The following is a 15,830-nucleotide window of genomic DNA, read 5'->3' on the forward strand; positions in this document are numbered from 1 at the left end:
GCTACGGCGGGATTTTTTTTAAGCTAAAAAACGTATTGCTCTGCTCTGGTACGACTTTTACTACGCTATATTTATGGGCATAAAAAAACCGGGAATATCTATCCCGGTTTCTAATCGTGTATGACTACTTCACCGTCTCTTCAAGCCAGGCTTTAAATTCTTCGCCAAGGGTATTGTGACGAATGCCATACTCGACGAAGGCCTGCATATAACCCAGTTTATTACCACAGTCGTGGCTTTTACCTTTCATGTGGTAAGCTTCAACGGTTTCTTTCTCGATAAGCATATCAATACCGTCGGTCAACTGGATTTCATCCCCGGCCCCCGGAGGCGTTTTAGCCAGCAGAGCCCAAATTTCTGCACTCAGTACGTAACGACCTACAACGGCCAGATTAGAGGGTGCAACGTTGGCTTTTGGCTTTTCAACGACGCCAACCATTGGCACGCTTTCACCCGCCTGCAGAGAAACCCCTTTACAATCTACGACGCCATAAGCAGTAACGTCTTCAACTGGCTCAACCATAATTTGGCTGCAACCCGTCTCGTCGAAACGTTTGATCATCTCAGCAAGGTTATCCTGAGAAAGATCGGATTCAAATTCATCCAGAATAACGTCAGGCAAAATAACCGCGACAGGCTCATTACCGACTACTGGCTGAGCGCAAAGTACAGCATGCCCCAGACCTTTAGCCAGTCCCTGACGCACCTGCATAATGGTGACATGCGGAGGACAAATAGACTGAACCTCTTCCAGAAGCTGACGTTTAACACGTTTTTCCAGCATAGCTTCAAGTTCAAAACTGGTATCGAAATGGTTTTCGATTGAATTTTTGGAGGAGTGGGTAACCAGTACAATTTCAGTAATACCAGCGGCGATACATTCATTCACTACATATTGGATAAGCGGTTTATCAACCAGCGGTAACATTTCTTTAGGGATAGCCTTGGTTGCTGGCAACATCCTCGTACCCAATCCCGCAACCGGGATAACGGCTTTTTTGACTTTTGAATTTAAAGCAGCCATTCAACTCTCCTGAAGTGTTCGAAATCTGAACTTCTCATGAATAAATTAACGCGTTAAGTATATCAGCCCGGGAACGTGATCCTGGTCTAAATCCCGCGCGGTAACCTCGAATTAGGACTTTTACGTATTATCCATAACTGATTCTCGTTACAGGAAGGCCGTAATTGAATCGATCCCGTTTACTGAAGTGAGCTGGCGGGATGAACAAGTACGACCAACGAAAAGATAACGTGAAATATGATGGGTATTAACGTAAGCATAGTACCACCGCGATAGATTGGCAGGTAAACCTATCGCGATGGGTAAATTCATTTGCTCATTCCGCAGACAACATTAAGCGCAAGCGGCCACCTGCACCCCAGATTTGGCATTGCCAGGCGTCGCTACGCTGGCTGATTTGATTAAAATATGTATTGCCAAGCGTTCCCAGTGGAACCCCCGTACTAATCTGAATCTGATGCTCACCGGTATTTAGTGTCGCGTTAAGCCCCGCAGAGACAAGAATTAAATTTTTCAGGCCGCTGTGGTAATAACCAATAAAGAGTGGGAACTGGCCAGGTAAATTGGCCTGACGCAGTAAATTGTTTACTTGCTTAAGAAGGCTGCCCATTTCAGGTAAACGCTGTCTCTGCTGAGAAAGCTGCTCCTGAAGCAAACCGTTAAATAATGCGCGTAATAACAACGCAGCCAGTACGCCATTGTCTCCGGCTCGTGTGACGTCAAGGCAGTAAAAAGCAAGGTCATGATCTGAAAGCGGTGCTATATCCAGTACCAGGCCCGGCTGATCGACGGTAACCAGCTGTCGATAGTTTATGCGGCAATGTGAGAGCACCTGCTGAACAGGCGGCTGCAGTTCCTGGAGGAGTTTTGCCGCCGCTGCCGGGTCGCTAACCAGCGCATCCCAGTCCTCAAACAAACGCTCCTCTTCCTCAACACGCGAATTGAACATATCCGGGTAAAGGCAGGCAAAAACGGTTTCACGCAAACGCATAAAATCTTTGACGGGCTTAAGCAAAACATCCTGCACGCCCAGACGCAATGCGCGCGCGATGTCAGACATATTCTCCGTCGCCGAGATAACAAGGATAGGAAGCGGATTACCTTCGTTGCGCAAATGCTCAATCAACTTCAGCCCGTTCATACGCGGCATGGCAATATCACAAATCATCAGGTCAACCTGCAAACTGACCATTTTCTCGATAGCATCCATACCATCATCTGCCAGGGTGGTTGTTGCCCCCAGCGACAATAACCAACTGTCCAGCAGGGTTCGGAAAACGGGCTCGTCCTCAACGATAAGAATATGTTTACCCGCCAGTGGCTGCGTCATGGTATCTCCTCTGACTTACGATAACTTAATACTGGCATGCTATCTGCGCTATCGCTTGTCAGATTCTGCGGAAGTAATCTTAAAAACACAGCACGCTCAAACATTGCAAAAAATTACAAATTTATGGTCTGAAATTTTTCCTTCTGCAGACAACAGCATGGCTGCACATAACCACTCATTTGTGAGCGGTTCGCCTGAAGAAATATCATGATGAAAAAGCTGTAACAAAATATCAACCTTTTACTGACGTTAATCTGTAATTTTCTGCCATTGACTCACATTAGCCTATAGTCTGGCATCCGCGGGCGAACATCGCGACACAAATCTCTGCTTTTTGTCATAAGCCATGAAATATCATGGTAGAAAAGACATTCCTGAAGAGCATTTATTGTGACGAGGACCAATATCCTTTTCAACTGCAAGGAAATAAGATCATACCCACCCTTTTGTTGCCAGCCAACAATATAATGACGCTTTGTTACTATAAATTTGCCACTCTGAGATTAGCAATGAACCTGGTGTTACCCAGCGTAAAGTCTTTTGGATAGCCTCATCGTAAGCATGATCCTTTCAGTCACAATTTCATTGTGACCGGTCAACATCTTCAGGCTTCCCACGTGCAACATCGGCACTGCTCAGTTAACATAATGCCACCTGGCGCACGTACGCCGTCATTATTTATAAAAGGTGACAATTTTGTTAAAACCCTGTCCCTGCGGCAGCGCTGTCGAGTATAGCCTATGTTGCCAACAATTTGTCTGCGGCGAGCAGCCAGCGCCAACCCCATCACATCTCATGCGCTCACGTTACAGCGCATTCGTGATGAAAGTGAGCGATTATTTAATTCGCACCTGGCATCCCTCGTGCCAGGCAAACACGTTTCGTCAGGAGATTGAAAACGGATTTGCCCATACCGAATGGCGTGGACTTACCGTTTTATCCGAGGAGGAAGGCGCTACCCCTGATGAAGGTTTCGTCAGCTTCGTGGCAAAATTCAGTGAGAACGGTAAGCCTGGCGTGATTATTGAGCGTTCCCGTTTCTTAAAGGAAGGGGGAAAGTGGTATTATATTGACGGAACACGCCCGCAGTTTGGCCGAAACGATCCCTGCCCCTGTGGATCAGGTAAAAAATTTAAAAAGTGCTGCGGACAATAGCCAGTCTGGCACAACATACGTCAACATCTTCAACAGGATTTTCCCTGCAATGCATTCACTACAACGAAAAGTACTGCGCACTATCTGCCCCGATCAGAAGGGATTAATCGCGCGGATCACCAATATTTGCTACAAGCACGAACTTAACATTGTACAAAATAATGAATTTGTCGATCATCGCACCGGACGTTTTTTCATGCGTACCGAACTTGAAGGCATTTTCAATGATACTACCCTGCTTGCCGATCTCGATAGCGCACTGCCGGAAGGATCTATACGTGAATTAACCCCAGCTGGCCGCCGACGTATTGTGATCCTGGTAACCAAGGAAGCGCACTGTCTGGGCGATTTATTGATGAAAGCCAATTATGGTGGTCTTGATGTCGATATCGCGGCGGTTATAGGCAATCATGAAACCCTGCGCACGCTGGTTGAACGCTTTGATATTCCTTTTGAGCTGGTGAGTCACGAAGGGCATACGCGTGAAGAGCACGATCGGTTGATGGCAGATGCTATTGATGCACACCAGCCCGATTATGTCGTTCTGGCAAAATACATGCGCGTACTAACCCCGGAGTTTGTTTCACGCTTTCCGAATAAAATTATTAATATTCACCACTCTTTCCTCCCCGCTTTTATCGGCGCTCGTCCTTACCACCAGGCATACGAACGTGGTGTGAAGATCATTGGTGCCACCGCGCATTATGTTAATGACAATCTGGATGAAGGTCCGATTATTATGCAGGATGTTATTCATGTGGATCATACCTATACCGCAGAAGATATGATGCGTGCCGGGCGCGACGTCGAGAAAAATGTATTAAGCCGCGCGTTATATCAGGTTCTGGCCCAGCGCGTTTTCGTTTATGGTAACCGGACGATTATTCTTTAATCGTTAATGAAATGAATTGATTAGCATTGCCGCGTTACGGATGAAAAGTACGCAAACAATTCATGTTGAGCAAAGGAATGCTTTACAGCGGCGCGTCATTTGATATGATGCGCCCCGCTTCCCCAAACGGAAGCAGGCCAGTAGTAATATGCATTACCCCGTGGTGGGGTTCCCGAGCGGCCAAAGGGAGCAGACTGTAAATCTGCCGTCATCGACTTCGAAGGTTCGAATCCTTCCCCCACCACCATCTTTAACCATGGCGACATGGTTAGCCCGAAAGGTGAAGCTGATATGTTCACTTGTCGGGGAAGGGTGAGAACCTTCGTTCAAGGTTCGACTCGAGCGAAAGCGAGAGAACATTGCCGCAGGCAATGGCCCGAAGGGTGAGGAGCGAAGCGACGAATAATCCTTCCCCCACCACCATCTTTAACCATGGCGACATGGTACAGCATTACCCCTGGTGGGGTTCCCGAGCGGCCAAAGGGAGCAGACTGTAAATCTGCCGTCATCGACTTCGAAGGTTCGAATCCTTCCCCCACCACCATCACTTAAGATACTACCGTATTATTTCCCGATATCTTTCTTGCATATCCTGCCCCCACCACCATCACTTAAGACAATACCTTATTATTCCCCGATATCTTTCTTGCATATCCTGGCCAGCCGGGGAAAACGTCGACCTTAATCCGCTTTTCCGCGCCCTTCTACCAGCCCGCGTAATTTGTCACCGGACTGACCGAGCGCCCTGAGACCTCCGCGCAGCCAGATCCCTTTACCGCTAAACTCAAGCCGCGCAGCATGGTCAAACTGATCGTAATCTACCGGGTAAACCAGCGCAGGAATATCCTGCTTCAGGCAGTGCCACATAATGCCGGCACCACCGTGATGGATCACGGCATCGTAGCGGGGCAACCAGCGGTCATAATCGACCCATGACACCCGCCAGAAATTACCTTGCTGGTGCTGATCGCCTCCCGAACTGTTCCCATCGGTAAAATGAAACTCCCAGTCCGGCAGCGTTCCGGCCAGCATCACAACCGCTTCAACCACCGCCTCTTTATGCCAGTCAAGATGCGTTCCCAGGGTTACCAGGACATGCCGCTTTCCTTCCTTAAAAGGTGGGGCCTGAAATCCCAGCGGTGGGGTATAAAGCGCAGGCCCGATAAATGTCAGCGCCGCAGGCCAGGTCTGGGGGAACTCAAACTCGCGTTCGCTAAGTGCGAGAATACAGTACGGTGAATAGGCGCTTTCGCTGCCGTCCGCACGATAAAGACGCGTGATACCGGTCTGGCTTATCGTCCGACGAAAAAGAGCAAAGACGGTACGTTTAAAAATACGTACTTTTTGACGCTGGAGATTGTGCCAGATCCGTCCCAGTCCATTTTTGGCGGGCATCAAACCGCCACAATAGGCCGGGGTACCGTCTGGCCCCTCCAGTACGCAGGGCGACGGCATACTGGTCCACCAGATTATGTCCAGTCGACGACAGACGTCTCCCGCAATCGGAAGGGTAAAATCAGCAATCGCCAGCTCAGGAACGCCCGCCCGATACCAGAGTTGCGCCAGTTCGTCGGCAAAATTTTTAAGTAACCCGACGACCGCCCGAAATTGCCGACAGAGTTTTAGCGGACTGGATTTGATGGCGTAGCGTGGGTTGGCCACCCTCTGTAGCGATTCATCGTATGCGCCAGGCAGGATTAGCGCAGAAAGCCCCGCCGCGAGAATATGTGGCTCTGCGCGGCGAGTGCTGATAATACGCACGTGATAATGTGCGGATAACGCCTTCCCCATCGCCAGAACAGGGTGCAGATGCCCGGCAAACGGCGGGGCCAGCAGATCAATCCGGGTGATGCCTGGCGGAATAAGAGAAAGTAAGCGCTGCATTAAAACGTCCTGATAAAACGTCGGCACGTATCAATAAGTGTCGGATGAGAGAGGTAGTTCATATGTCCGCAGTCAATATACTTATCAACATCAGCGAACCAGAAACGAGAAATCCAGTCCTTGCGCCCCTGAACCAGCAGATGACGGCATGACGGACGGCGACGCGCTACCGGACCATAGGCAAATAAACTTACGCGTGAAAGACAGGCTGCCGGCAGTTGAAGATTATTAAATAACTCAAGACCACAACTTCCACAAAGCAGCAGCGTCTGAGACGCTGCATCCAGCATATCCAGCACAGCCGGTCGATGCTGGCGGATGAACGCCGACTGGCGCGATAAAAGATAATCGCGTGCGTTATTGACGCTTGCGGTCAACAGCGGCGTGGCGCGCCACGGTTGATCCTCGCCAGACCATGGAAAATTGACCGTCAGCCCACGCCCCTCCGCGCCCAGCGCGTCAAGGAAGGCACGCTGATCCGGACTTAACGCGGTGCAACCCGGCTGGCTTCTGCCGGTCATGAAGGCGATCTGTAAACTCATCGGGAGATGAACCGGTCGTTACTGTAAATTCGATACCGCCGTGAGCGCCAGTAAATGGTGCGGTTTATCAGCGCATGAAGCAAGTGCAGCGGCTGGAGACACTCCGACAGCAGCGATAACAGCGGATGAGGCGCAATTTGTCGGCACATACCCCGTTGGACGCAGCGCAGGGCAAGATGGCGAAACAGCAGAACTGTCAGCATGATGCTCAGCGCTGTGCCCCCATCGCTGAGTGTCAACATAAGCATCCACCAGAGAAGCAGCGGATGCAGTCCCTGAAGCAGAAAAATGGCGACATTAACCGCAAATGATTTCTCATGCATGAGCAGCGTGGCGAAGAGAAACCAGCGGTGCATCTGCCGGCAATAGCGCGTAAAATCCGGTACGCTGGTTTGCACCTGCACCACAGCCGTAGACTGAACCAGCGTAATATTGTTGCGCTTCATCAGGGTGGCCAGCGCTAAATCATCGGTCAGGTGCTGCACGATCGGTGCAAATCCACCCACCTGTGCCAGCGTGTGTTGATGCAGAATATAGCACATGCCGTTGAGGGTCAGCGGCGGCATAAACGGCAGCAGCGGCAGGTAGGTCAGCGCCGAGTTATCGTTAACAAACTGAGCCAGCAGCCGTGACGGTATATTCTGAGCGGGTCGATAACAGGGTAAAGCGGTGACCAGGGTGTTCTCATTCAGTTCACTGAGAAGCTGACCCAGCGAGGCGGCACTCAGAGTTGCATCATCATCCAGCACGACGATACAGCGCGTTTTCACCTGCGCTCTTGCCTGCTCCAGCTTAAACAGCTTGGGGTTTTGTCCTTCAGGCGCGGCGGCGAAACCTAAAAGTTGAATATCGCACCGGGAATAGCACGCCTGTAACTGCTGTGTCACACGCCAACCTTCGTCGTCATCATCATCGATCAGCCACAGAAAATGCGCCTCGGGTAAATTTTGCAGATTTGACTGTAACACTTCTGCCAGGGCCGGATCGCCACTAAGGACCGGTTGCATCACCGTAACATCACTCATATCCATCATGTTGCTACGCGGCGGAACGGCTAAAACGCGAAGCGTAAAAAACAGCTTGAACAACAGAATAACCAGCCATATCAGGGCTATTACTATCATATATTCCGTGCCTTATAGTCTTGCAGAAACTGGTGGAGAGCAGGCAAAAGTGGACTTTTCGGCGGGCCGAAATCTGTCAGCATACGACTGACGTCCAGCGTCGCCGAGTAACCGAACACGCCGATGCCAAAGCGGGTAACAGGCGGCTCTCCTTTCAGAGGGAATATACGCCAGACCGCCTCCAGTACGCCTGCAATCCGCCGGGCAGAATCTACCGACATCGCGCGTCCCGGCAGCGGTAAATCAAGCTGGCGCAAGACGTCATGCAGCAGTCCCTCCACTGGCAGAGGGTGCGCGGCAGAAATGTTGTAGCAGGGCTTTAACCGGGGCACGGTCGCCGCCTGCATCAGATATTCACACAGGCTATCCACATGAATAATCTCTGCCTGCGATGGCGCATCACTGCGCAAGTTAACCAGCCTTTTTTGACGTGCCGCTGTCAGCAGCGGTGGAAATAAGATGTTGTCACCCGGCCCAAACACCCCACAGGGGCGAAAAATAGTTTTCTCGCCGCAATAGTCGTTAACCTCCCGCTCTGCCAGAAACTTGCTGCGGGCATATTCGCTGGTGAAACCCGGCCCGACTGGGGTATTTTCAGCCAGTTGAAATTGATGGGCAAAGCGATAATAGACGGCGGCGGTGGAGAGAAAAATAAAGCGTGGGTGCTGACGCGTCCGGCAAAACGCGAGGGTCTGCTGCGTGCTCTGCACGTTATCGCGATAATACTCCCGATCCGTGCCCCACGGCGATGCCCTGCCCGCCGCATGGATCACCACGTCAGGCTCGATATCCAGACTCTCCAGCCGGTCCAGCGGCAGCGCCTGATAACGTACCTGTGAGGGAAAATCATTCACAGGCCGACGTCCAACGCCATACAGAGAGAGGCGCGGTTCGGCAGCAAACCGGCGCAGAAATGTGCTGCCAATAAATCCCGATGCACCGGTGAGCAGGATCTTCATCATCACTTATCCGGTCGCTGGCCCATCTTGCTGAGAAAATGCTGCTGGAGTGCTAACAAATCTTTTAATGTCAGCATCCGGTATTCGATGCCCTGCTGCGCGGCAATGCGGGCAATCATACGGCTGAGCGCCGGATAATGACGATGATTCCAGTGCGGGAACAGATGATGCGTCAGATGGAGGTTAATACCGCCCAGCCAGTAGCCCATTCCGGCAGGCGTGGGCGTCCAGTCGAAGGTAGTGGCAAACGCATGGGCTAATCTTCCCTGCGACATTTTCCCGTGTTCCGCTGGATGATGGGTATGACCCTTAGCCCAGTGCGTCCCGACGATCAGCATAACGAAAATCAGCGATGCGCCGATCTGACTCAGCGCATAGACGGCCAGAATCGTAACGATGTCAAACCGGTCCGCGAGTAGCCACAGAGGCAGTAGCAGGGTCAACGTCAGGTGGATCAGTTTGCTTGATAAAAAAAGGCTCCAGCCCATGAAACCGCCCCGGGCCAGATGCGGCGTGACTGGCGTCAGGCCGCATCTGTCAAGCCAGTCTACCACCCAGATATACCAGGGAAAGGTCAGCCCGGCGACCAGCGGCCAGTAAAAGCGCTGGGCGCGCATAAAAGGCCGCCAGCGTTGCGATGGCATCTGACGCAACAGACCATTTTCGGCCGTATCCGGATCGTAGAATTCAATATTAGTAAAGCCGTGGTGAAACATGACGTGGCGCACCCGCCAGCAATCAGCGTCCAGTCCCAGCGGCAGGGCGGCAAGAAAACTGAGTCGGGCATTGGCCCTTTTGCCGCGCAAAAATGCGTTGTGAGAGGCGTCGTGAACCACGTTTACCGCCAGCAGCATGGCAAAAAACATCATCATGCCATACGCCAGCGCATAGGCCGATAATGTCTGCTGGCAGAGCGAAATGACGTAGCATCCACCCCACGCCACAGCCAGCATAATCGCCTTGAGGATCGTCCGTCTGTCGGCATAACGGTGATCGTCAGATTGGGTAAGGATGCTCCGCGACTGTTTCTGTAACGCCAGAACCAGAGCCGGATCGTCAGCAGGAAAGGTCAGCCGCGGTTGAGGATTAAACAGATTCACGCACCACCCCCGCCGATGGATGGCCTACTCCACACATCAATAGAAGCGCGTGGAGCACCAGTAAGACAGGCGCAATTAGCCACAGCGGCTCCCGCCACGCCAGCAACAGCGGGTAAACCAGACATAACACGGTTACGCCGCACCAGACGATCCTCCCCCAGCGTTGTCCGTCGCTGATCCCCCCCAACGCCACCGTTCCCGTGGCCAGCAATAAAAACAGCAGTACCTGAGCAGGTGAAAGCGCATCAATATGGTAGCCATAGCGCTGGATATAGCCCAGCACCAGCATAAACAGTAGCAGTGTCCCAGTAATCAGCATCACCGATCCGCCGCGTGATGATGGTTTACACGAAGAGGAAACCGCGCTCAAACGGGCCAGTTTCTGAAAAGGCAGATTGCTTTCACGGAATGGATTAGCCGACAGCTGGCTGCCTTTAACGCCATATTTCACTGGCCCTGCGGGTGGCGCTTTACACAGCGTGCCAAATAGCCGGTCCCAGAAAATAAAAGTTCCGCCGTAATTCGTGTCGGCATAACGGCGTTCATTAATATGATGTACGCGATGATGCGAAGGGGTAATAAAAATCTTCTCCAGCCAGCCCAGCCGTGGCGTCAGGGCATTATGGTTAAAAAACTGGATACTATAGTGAATAACAGATACTGCCAGATAAATACTCAGCGGTACGCCGCACACCGCCAGTACCAGGAAAAAGGGAATTCCTGTGAGAGAGGAGTACCAGGAGTTTCTGACGCCGAGCGACAGATTGTAATGTTCGCCCTGATGATGAACGACGTGTACCGCCCACAGCCAGCGCCGTTCATGATGCAGCCGATGCAGCCAGTAAAAACAAAAATCCCACGCCAGCAGCGTGAATAACCAAATCCAGCCAACCGCGACGCCGTCGAAAAGCGACAGGCTGGCATAATGGAGTACCAGCGCGTAGCACAACACTTCAACGCAGCGAAATAGCCATAATACGATGTGTCCGGAGTTGAGGTTGAACATAATATCGTGCCAGTCGATTTTACGTTTGTGGCTGAGGTGCAAAAAACAGGCTTCCCCCAGCACCAGCAATAACATAAAAATAATGGGATACAATAATTCACTCATAACCGGGTTCTCTGTGGTTTTTTTTCCGCTTATTCCAGTGCATCGCGAGCCAGTCAGATCCCCATGCCAGAAAAACACCGCCAACGATATCAATAAACAAATGCCGGCGCAGCTGGAGAATAGAAACGGCAATCGCCAGCGCCCAGACAACGGCGGCCAGGGTGAGAATCGCCTGATGGCGGGCAGCGATGGCCCGCAGCGCAAGTAATGTGAGTGCGGCATGTAATGAAGGGAAACAGTTTTGCCGCGAATCAATACTGATAAGCCAGGCCAGTACGTCAGAAGATATGCCCTGCGAGGTTAACGGCGGATACTGCATCGTGGTCGGCCACAGAAGATATATTGCTCCAGCGCCGAGAGCGGCGAACTGCATACTGCGGGTCAGCCTGGACAAAGCCGACAGCGGCACCAGAAAATACCCGGCCGGGATGATAAGAAAAAAGGACAAGTAGAGCCAGACAGCCGACGGTAAGAAGTGCGTCAGGCGATCGATGGCCCACGGATCCAGCCGGTATCCCTCTCCCTGCAAACGATCGCAAAACGAATAAATAACCCCTACCGTTCCCCAGCCCAGTAGCATCTGTTTCAGACGTTGAACCCCAACCATCAGATGGCGCTCCCCTGGCGTATAATACGTCGCCGCTTGATGCCAAACTCCGGTTTCGGCACCTGCGATACCAGCGTCCATGCCAGTCGCTGGACATCAACTCCCTGACGGGCAAAGAGATCGTTTAATGCCTGCTGACAGATTTTTAGCTGCGTGGCGTCACAGTCCGCGGTGAGCGACAGCGCATCGACAGCCGTTTGTATCAGCCGATAGTCTGCGGTAGGTGGCAAGGTCATGGCCAGTACCCGGCTACAGGCATCGGCGAAAACAATCTGCATGTGCCCCGCCGCATCTGGCAGTTGCAACCGATCGTCATGACGCCCTTCAATACGGGCGATAGCCCGGGTGGCGCTGCCGCAGGGACACGGCTTATCGCTGGCCACCAGAACATCATCCAGCCGGTAGCGCACCACCGGCTGCGTGCTGCGGGTAAAGTCGGTCACCACCGGGATAAACCGCCGCTCGTCCAGCCATTCAGGTTCAATATGAATGAACTCCTCATTCAAATGCAGCGTGCCAAACACGCAGGTCGATGCCAGAAAGCCCTCGGTGGCCTGATAAATTTCGCCAACCGTACCGAAAGCCTGCTCAAGTAGGGCACGATCCTGGTCCTCCAGCACCTCCGCCCCCGAAATCACTTTTTTAACATTCAGGGTGAGCTTACCCGCCAGCACCGACAGCGCCAGCGTGCGCAGTACCTGAGCCGGGGCGACAATTAAGGTCGGGGATTGTGCCTCAAGACGGGCCAGCTGCGGTTGAAACGGGGCCAGCAAATCGTAAAACGCCAGACTAAGCCAGCGATTGTTGACGCTGCGATACAGATTGTTATCAGCGCGCAGAAATAAGGCTACACGTTCGCCAGCCAGCAGCCCGTCAGGCAGCACTTTCGCCAGAATCGCACCGGCCCACAGCGTTTGCTCCCGGGGGCTGACCACGAACAGTCCACGTCGCCCGGAGGTTCCCGACGATAAGCCGACGCTGAACTTCCCGACTTTGGGCGAGAAGTCACGGCTTTGTTCGCTGCGTAAGGCGCAGGCCATTAACGCGTCACGTTGCAACCCCGCCGTATTCATCTCATCGAAATGCGCCATCATCAGTGATTTGTCCATCGTTGGCCACTCGGCGAACGGCCGGGCTAAATAGCGCCGGAACCAGGGGCTTTTTGCCAGCACCCTGCGGCGAAACACCTGCATTTTTTTCGCCTGCCACGCGTCAAGCGCCGCCCGGTCGGTAAAATGTACTTTGCGGGTACGGAAATAGCGCCACAGCAGGCCAATCGGTATCATAAATCCCCTTCGTGACACAGACGTATATCGACGACACCGTTCTGCCAGAGCTGGTTTAACCGCTCAAGCGTCTGATAGTAGGCAGTCGCGTCAGACATGACCAGATTCGCCAGCCGGGAGGGTCCGCGCAGTTCGCGGTAATTGGCCGGAGACCAGGCGGCATCTGCCGCCAGCAGCGTCCAGCCGTCGTCCGTCAGCACAAATGCGCCAACATGCCCGGCAGCATGACCGGGCAGCGGCACTAAGAGGATCTGCCCGTCGCTTCCCGGCAGCACATAACCTCGCTCAAACGGTGCCAGGCTGGCGGATAATGTCAGCGATTCAAACCCCTCAATAAACGTTAATGAGGATTCGAAATCGTCAGGGAACAGGCCGGGAACAAATGCCTGGCGCAGTGCCGCAAACCCGCGCAGCGCTCTGACCTGCGCCCAGCCTTCCCCGGAACAGATACAGGCGACATCGGCAAAATCGCGCAGCCCGGCAACGTGATCGGCGTGAAAGTGTGACAGGATCACGCCGCGAATATCACCTCCGGTTAGCCCTTTCGCCAGCAGCTGCCGGGCCAGGGACTCATCGGGATCAAAATAAACAGGGGTCAGCTGGCGATAGAGTTGAAAAACGCCGACGCGGGTATACTGCTCGAACCACGAGGCGTAACCGGTATCCCACAACCAGCGCGTATCGCCGACTTCGAGCAGATACGCTCTGGAAGGAAATTTGCACACGCGCAGCCCGGCCCCTTTCAGCGCCATACAGCCGATGTGCGTGCAGTAACCTACTTCAAACGCGGTAATTTTTGCCATGTTCCCTTATCCACTCGCCGGTGAGCGCAATGCCTTCCGCCATAGAAAACGGTGGGCGATAGCCCAGTTCAGCGATCGCTTTTTGACTGCTTAGGGTCATATCAAAACAGACAGCGCCCGCGCTGTAGCGGGTGACCGGCGGCTCTTTATCGAGACAGTGCCCGATCGCTTCCATGCCTCTGGCAGCGAGTGACAGTACCGGCCATGGCACCGACCGCAGACGATAGCGCAGCCCCAGTTGCCCGCGTAATAAGGCATCCAGCATCACATTCAGACGCTGCGGGTGATGATTAGTCACGTTATAAATGCTGCCGGACGGCAACGTTTTGGCCGTGGTTGCCAGCATCATCGCGTGCACCACATTTTGCACAAAAGTGAGATCGAGTAACGCCTCGCCGCCGCGCGGCAAGCGCAATACCCCATTGTCGCGACGCAGCTGTTGCATAATGCGCGGGACAATCACGTTGTCATACGGGCCAAACAATCCGCGCGGACGCAGCAGTGTGAATCGCGTTGCGGCAAACTGACTGGCTGCCGTGGCGATAACCTTTTCTGCTGCATATTTACTGCTGGCATAGTGGCTGCTAAACCGGCGCGCCAGATAGCGTTCTGACAGGTCATAATGGTGGCGGAAATCAAAATAAACCGCTGGGGTAGAAATATGGACAAAGCGCGGGATTTGCGCCCGGCCTGCTGCCTGTGCCAGTTGCTGTGTCACCTGCACATTATTCTGGTAGAAATCATCGCGACTGCCCCACGGCGATGATTTCGCCGCGCAGTGCCACACTGCATCGCAGTTTTTCATTAGCGAAAAGTAATCTTCGCTACCGATCGCGGTCAGATCGCGCGGAATAAACTGCGCGCCGAGCTGCGCAAGTCGCGCGCCCTGGACAGGATCACGGCCGACCGCTACCACATCGTGCCCACCGGCCAGCAAATAGTCGGCAGCGTTTCGTCCCAGACCACTGGTCGCGCCCGTCAACAGGATTTTCACGGCAGAAAAACCATGCCCGCAAGCGTCAGCCCTGCGGCTGTACCGATTAACATGGCGGGTTTACCTGCCACCAGCCGACCGCTGACGCTGGCCTCATGCAGGGCAGTCGGTATAGACGCTGCAACCTGATTACCATAGTGGCGATAAATGTCTATCAGCGTCGATTCTGGCACCCGCAGACGCTTGCGCATGTGCTCCAGCGATAAGTGACTGGCCTGATGCGGCACCACCGTCGCGATCTCTGCAAGGCTGACGCCGCTTTTAGTTAACAGGCGGGCAAAGTAATCATCAATCAGGGAAGAGGCATAGCGGAACAGCGGTTTTCCCTGCATATGAAACAGAAAGTCGCTGTCGGTAATACCGGCGCGTGGGTTACGTCGCGTACCGCCGGCACGAATTTCACACAGTTCGCTGCCGTCCGGATACATTTCGATAAGGCTCGCCAGAATACCGGTCGCGCCGTCGCCCCGCTCAACAATAACGCACGCTGCGCCGTCGCCAAAAATTAATGAGGATTCTTCATGCGTCCAGTCAATACCACGCGAGGCAATATCCGCAGAGACAATCGCAATCCGCCGATAAGCACCGGTATTTAACAATCCGGCGGCCACTTCAAGAGCCGAAATAAAGCTGACGCAGCTGCTGTTGATATCAAAACCAGCCGTTCCGGCAGGCATTCCGGCCGCTTTTAAAATGTGCGTGGCGCTGCATGGAAGCGCCTGAATCGCAATCGCCGAGGCGCAAATCAGTAGATCAATTGATGAAGGAGAAAGGGAGGCAGCATCAAGGGCATGGTGCAATGCCTGCGCCGCCAGTTCAGCCTGGCTGGCATCATGCTCTGCGTGATAACGCCACACGATACCCGAGCGCTTTTCAACATAACCCTGCGGCTTGCCAAACCGGGTATCTAACGAAGATGAAGTGATGCGCGTCGGCGGCAGGGCTATTCCTGTTGAAATAATTTTTAGCGCTGCCTTAACGCCTGGATGCGATGAATACGCCATTCTGCTTTCACTTTC

General features: G+C 53.1%; 15 protein-coding genes, 2 tRNA genes and 1 other RNA gene. 5 read left to right on the forward strand and 13 right to left on the reverse strand.

The window, feature by feature from the left end; genetic code table 11:
* Positions 1 to 124: 124 nt before the first annotated feature.
* Both galU and rssB read right to left on the reverse strand, forming a co-directional pair.
* Positions 125 to 1,024 carry a UTP--glucose-1-phosphate uridylyltransferase GalU gene (galU, locus tag AC791_RS12825; RefSeq protein ID WP_049840810.1) on the reverse strand — a complete coding sequence of 300 codons (900 nt, stop codon included), beginning with the start codon at positions 1,022 to 1,024 and terminating at the stop codon, positions 125 to 127.
* A 316-nt stretch (positions 1,025 to 1,340) separates the two neighbouring features.
* On the reverse strand, positions 1,341 to 2,354 hold the full coding sequence (gene rssB / locus AC791_RS12830; RefSeq protein ID WP_049840811.1) for a two-component system response regulator RssB: 1,014 nt from the start codon (positions 2,352 to 2,354) through the stop codon (positions 1,341 to 1,343).
* Between the two features lie 696 nt (positions 2,355 to 3,050).
* Between rssB and AC791_RS12845 the strand changes: the two genes are divergently transcribed.
* The 5 genes from AC791_RS12845 (at position 3,051) to AC791_RS12860 (ending at position 4,945) form a co-directional block, all read left to right on the forward strand.
* Positions 3,051 to 3,509 carry a YchJ family protein gene (locus AC791_RS12845; protein WP_072094353.1) on the forward strand — a complete coding sequence of 153 codons (459 nt, stop codon included), beginning with the start codon at positions 3,051 to 3,053 and terminating at the stop codon, positions 3,507 to 3,509.
* 49 nt (positions 3,510 to 3,558) lie between these two features.
* The gene (gene purU / locus AC791_RS12850; protein ID WP_049840815.1) at positions 3,559 to 4,401 is read left to right on the forward strand and encodes a formyltetrahydrofolate deformylase; all 843 of its coding nucleotides are present in this window, start codon (positions 3,559 to 3,561) and stop codon (positions 4,399 to 4,401) included.
* A 162-nt stretch (positions 4,402 to 4,563) separates the two neighbouring features.
* Positions 4,564 to 4,648, forward strand: a tRNA-Tyr gene (locus AC791_RS12855).
* Between the two features lie 44 nt (positions 4,649 to 4,692).
* A non-coding RNA gene (locus tag AC791_RS19870) (RtT sRNA) lies at positions 4,693 to 4,824 on the forward strand.
* Between the two features lie 36 nt (positions 4,825 to 4,860).
* Positions 4,861 to 4,945: transfer RNA gene (locus AC791_RS12860), tRNA-Tyr, on the forward strand.
* Positions 4,946 to 5,082: 137 nt separating this feature from the next.
* Here the strand turns inward: AC791_RS12860 and AC791_RS12865 are convergent.
* The 11 genes from AC791_RS12865 to AC791_RS12915 are packed head-to-tail and all read right to left on the reverse strand — an operon-like array spanning position 5,083 to position 15,815.
* Positions 5,083 to 6,285, reverse strand: a complete 1,203-nt coding sequence (locus AC791_RS12865; protein WP_049840816.1) for a glycosyltransferase — start codon at positions 6,283 to 6,285, stop codon at positions 5,083 to 5,085.
* The gene (locus tag AC791_RS12870; RefSeq protein ID WP_049840817.1) at positions 6,285 to 6,827 is read right to left on the reverse strand and encodes a hypothetical protein; all 543 of its coding nucleotides are present in this window, start codon (positions 6,825 to 6,827) and stop codon (positions 6,285 to 6,287) included. The genes AC791_RS12865 and AC791_RS12870 overlap by 1 nt, the downstream gene beginning before the upstream one ends.
* Positions 6,824 to 7,951, reverse strand: a complete 1,128-nt coding sequence (locus AC791_RS12875; protein ID WP_049840818.1) for a glycosyltransferase family 2 protein — start codon at positions 7,949 to 7,951, stop codon at positions 6,824 to 6,826. The genes AC791_RS12870 and AC791_RS12875 overlap by 4 nt, the downstream gene beginning before the upstream one ends.
* Complete coding sequence (locus tag AC791_RS12880; RefSeq protein WP_049840819.1) at positions 7,948 to 8,913, reverse strand: NAD-dependent epimerase/dehydratase family protein; 966 nt, start codon at positions 8,911 to 8,913, stop codon at positions 7,948 to 7,950. The genes AC791_RS12875 and AC791_RS12880 overlap by 4 nt, the downstream gene beginning before the upstream one ends.
* A complete protein-coding gene (locus tag AC791_RS12885) occupies positions 8,913 to 10,010 on the reverse strand; it encodes a fatty acid desaturase family protein (RefSeq protein WP_049840820.1) in 1,098 nt (365 codons plus the stop codon). The genes AC791_RS12880 and AC791_RS12885 overlap by 1 nt, the downstream gene beginning before the upstream one ends.
* Positions 9,997 to 11,121, reverse strand: coding sequence for a sterol desaturase family protein (locus AC791_RS12890; protein ID WP_049840821.1), 1,125 nt, complete (start codon positions 11,119 to 11,121; stop codon positions 9,997 to 9,999). Before AC791_RS12890 ends, AC791_RS12885 begins: the two co-directional genes overlap by 14 nt.
* Positions 11,114 to 11,728, reverse strand: coding sequence for a phosphatase PAP2 family protein (locus tag AC791_RS12895; RefSeq protein ID WP_416202299.1), 615 nt, complete (start codon positions 11,726 to 11,728; stop codon positions 11,114 to 11,116). Before AC791_RS12895 ends, AC791_RS12890 begins: the two co-directional genes overlap by 8 nt.
* Entirely contained in the window at positions 11,728 to 13,014 is a 1,287-nt protein-coding gene (locus AC791_RS12900) for a F390 synthetase-related protein (RefSeq protein WP_049840822.1), read from the reverse strand. Before AC791_RS12900 ends, AC791_RS12895 begins: the two co-directional genes overlap by 1 nt.
* Positions 13,011 to 13,817, reverse strand: coding sequence for an MBL fold metallo-hydrolase (locus AC791_RS12905; RefSeq protein ID WP_049840823.1), 807 nt, complete (start codon positions 13,815 to 13,817; stop codon positions 13,011 to 13,013). The genes AC791_RS12900 and AC791_RS12905 overlap by 4 nt, the downstream gene beginning before the upstream one ends.
* Positions 13,795 to 14,811 (reverse strand): NAD-dependent epimerase/dehydratase family protein, encoded by a 1,017-nt coding sequence (locus AC791_RS12910; RefSeq protein ID WP_049840824.1) that lies wholly within the window; start codon positions 14,809 to 14,811, stop codon positions 13,795 to 13,797. Before AC791_RS12910 ends, AC791_RS12905 begins: the two co-directional genes overlap by 23 nt.
* Positions 14,808 to 15,815, reverse strand: coding sequence for a 3-oxoacyl-[acyl-carrier-protein] synthase III C-terminal domain-containing protein (locus AC791_RS12915; protein ID WP_049840825.1), 1,008 nt, complete (start codon positions 15,813 to 15,815; stop codon positions 14,808 to 14,810). Before AC791_RS12915 ends, AC791_RS12910 begins: the two co-directional genes overlap by 4 nt.
* Positions 15,816 to 15,830 lie beyond the last annotated feature (15 nt).

Origin of the sequence: Klebsiella sp. RIT-PI-d, from assembly GCF_001187865.1 — a bacterium.
In the GTDB taxonomy this organism is placed as follows: Bacteria; Pseudomonadota; Gammaproteobacteria; order Enterobacterales; family Enterobacteriaceae; genus Superficieibacter.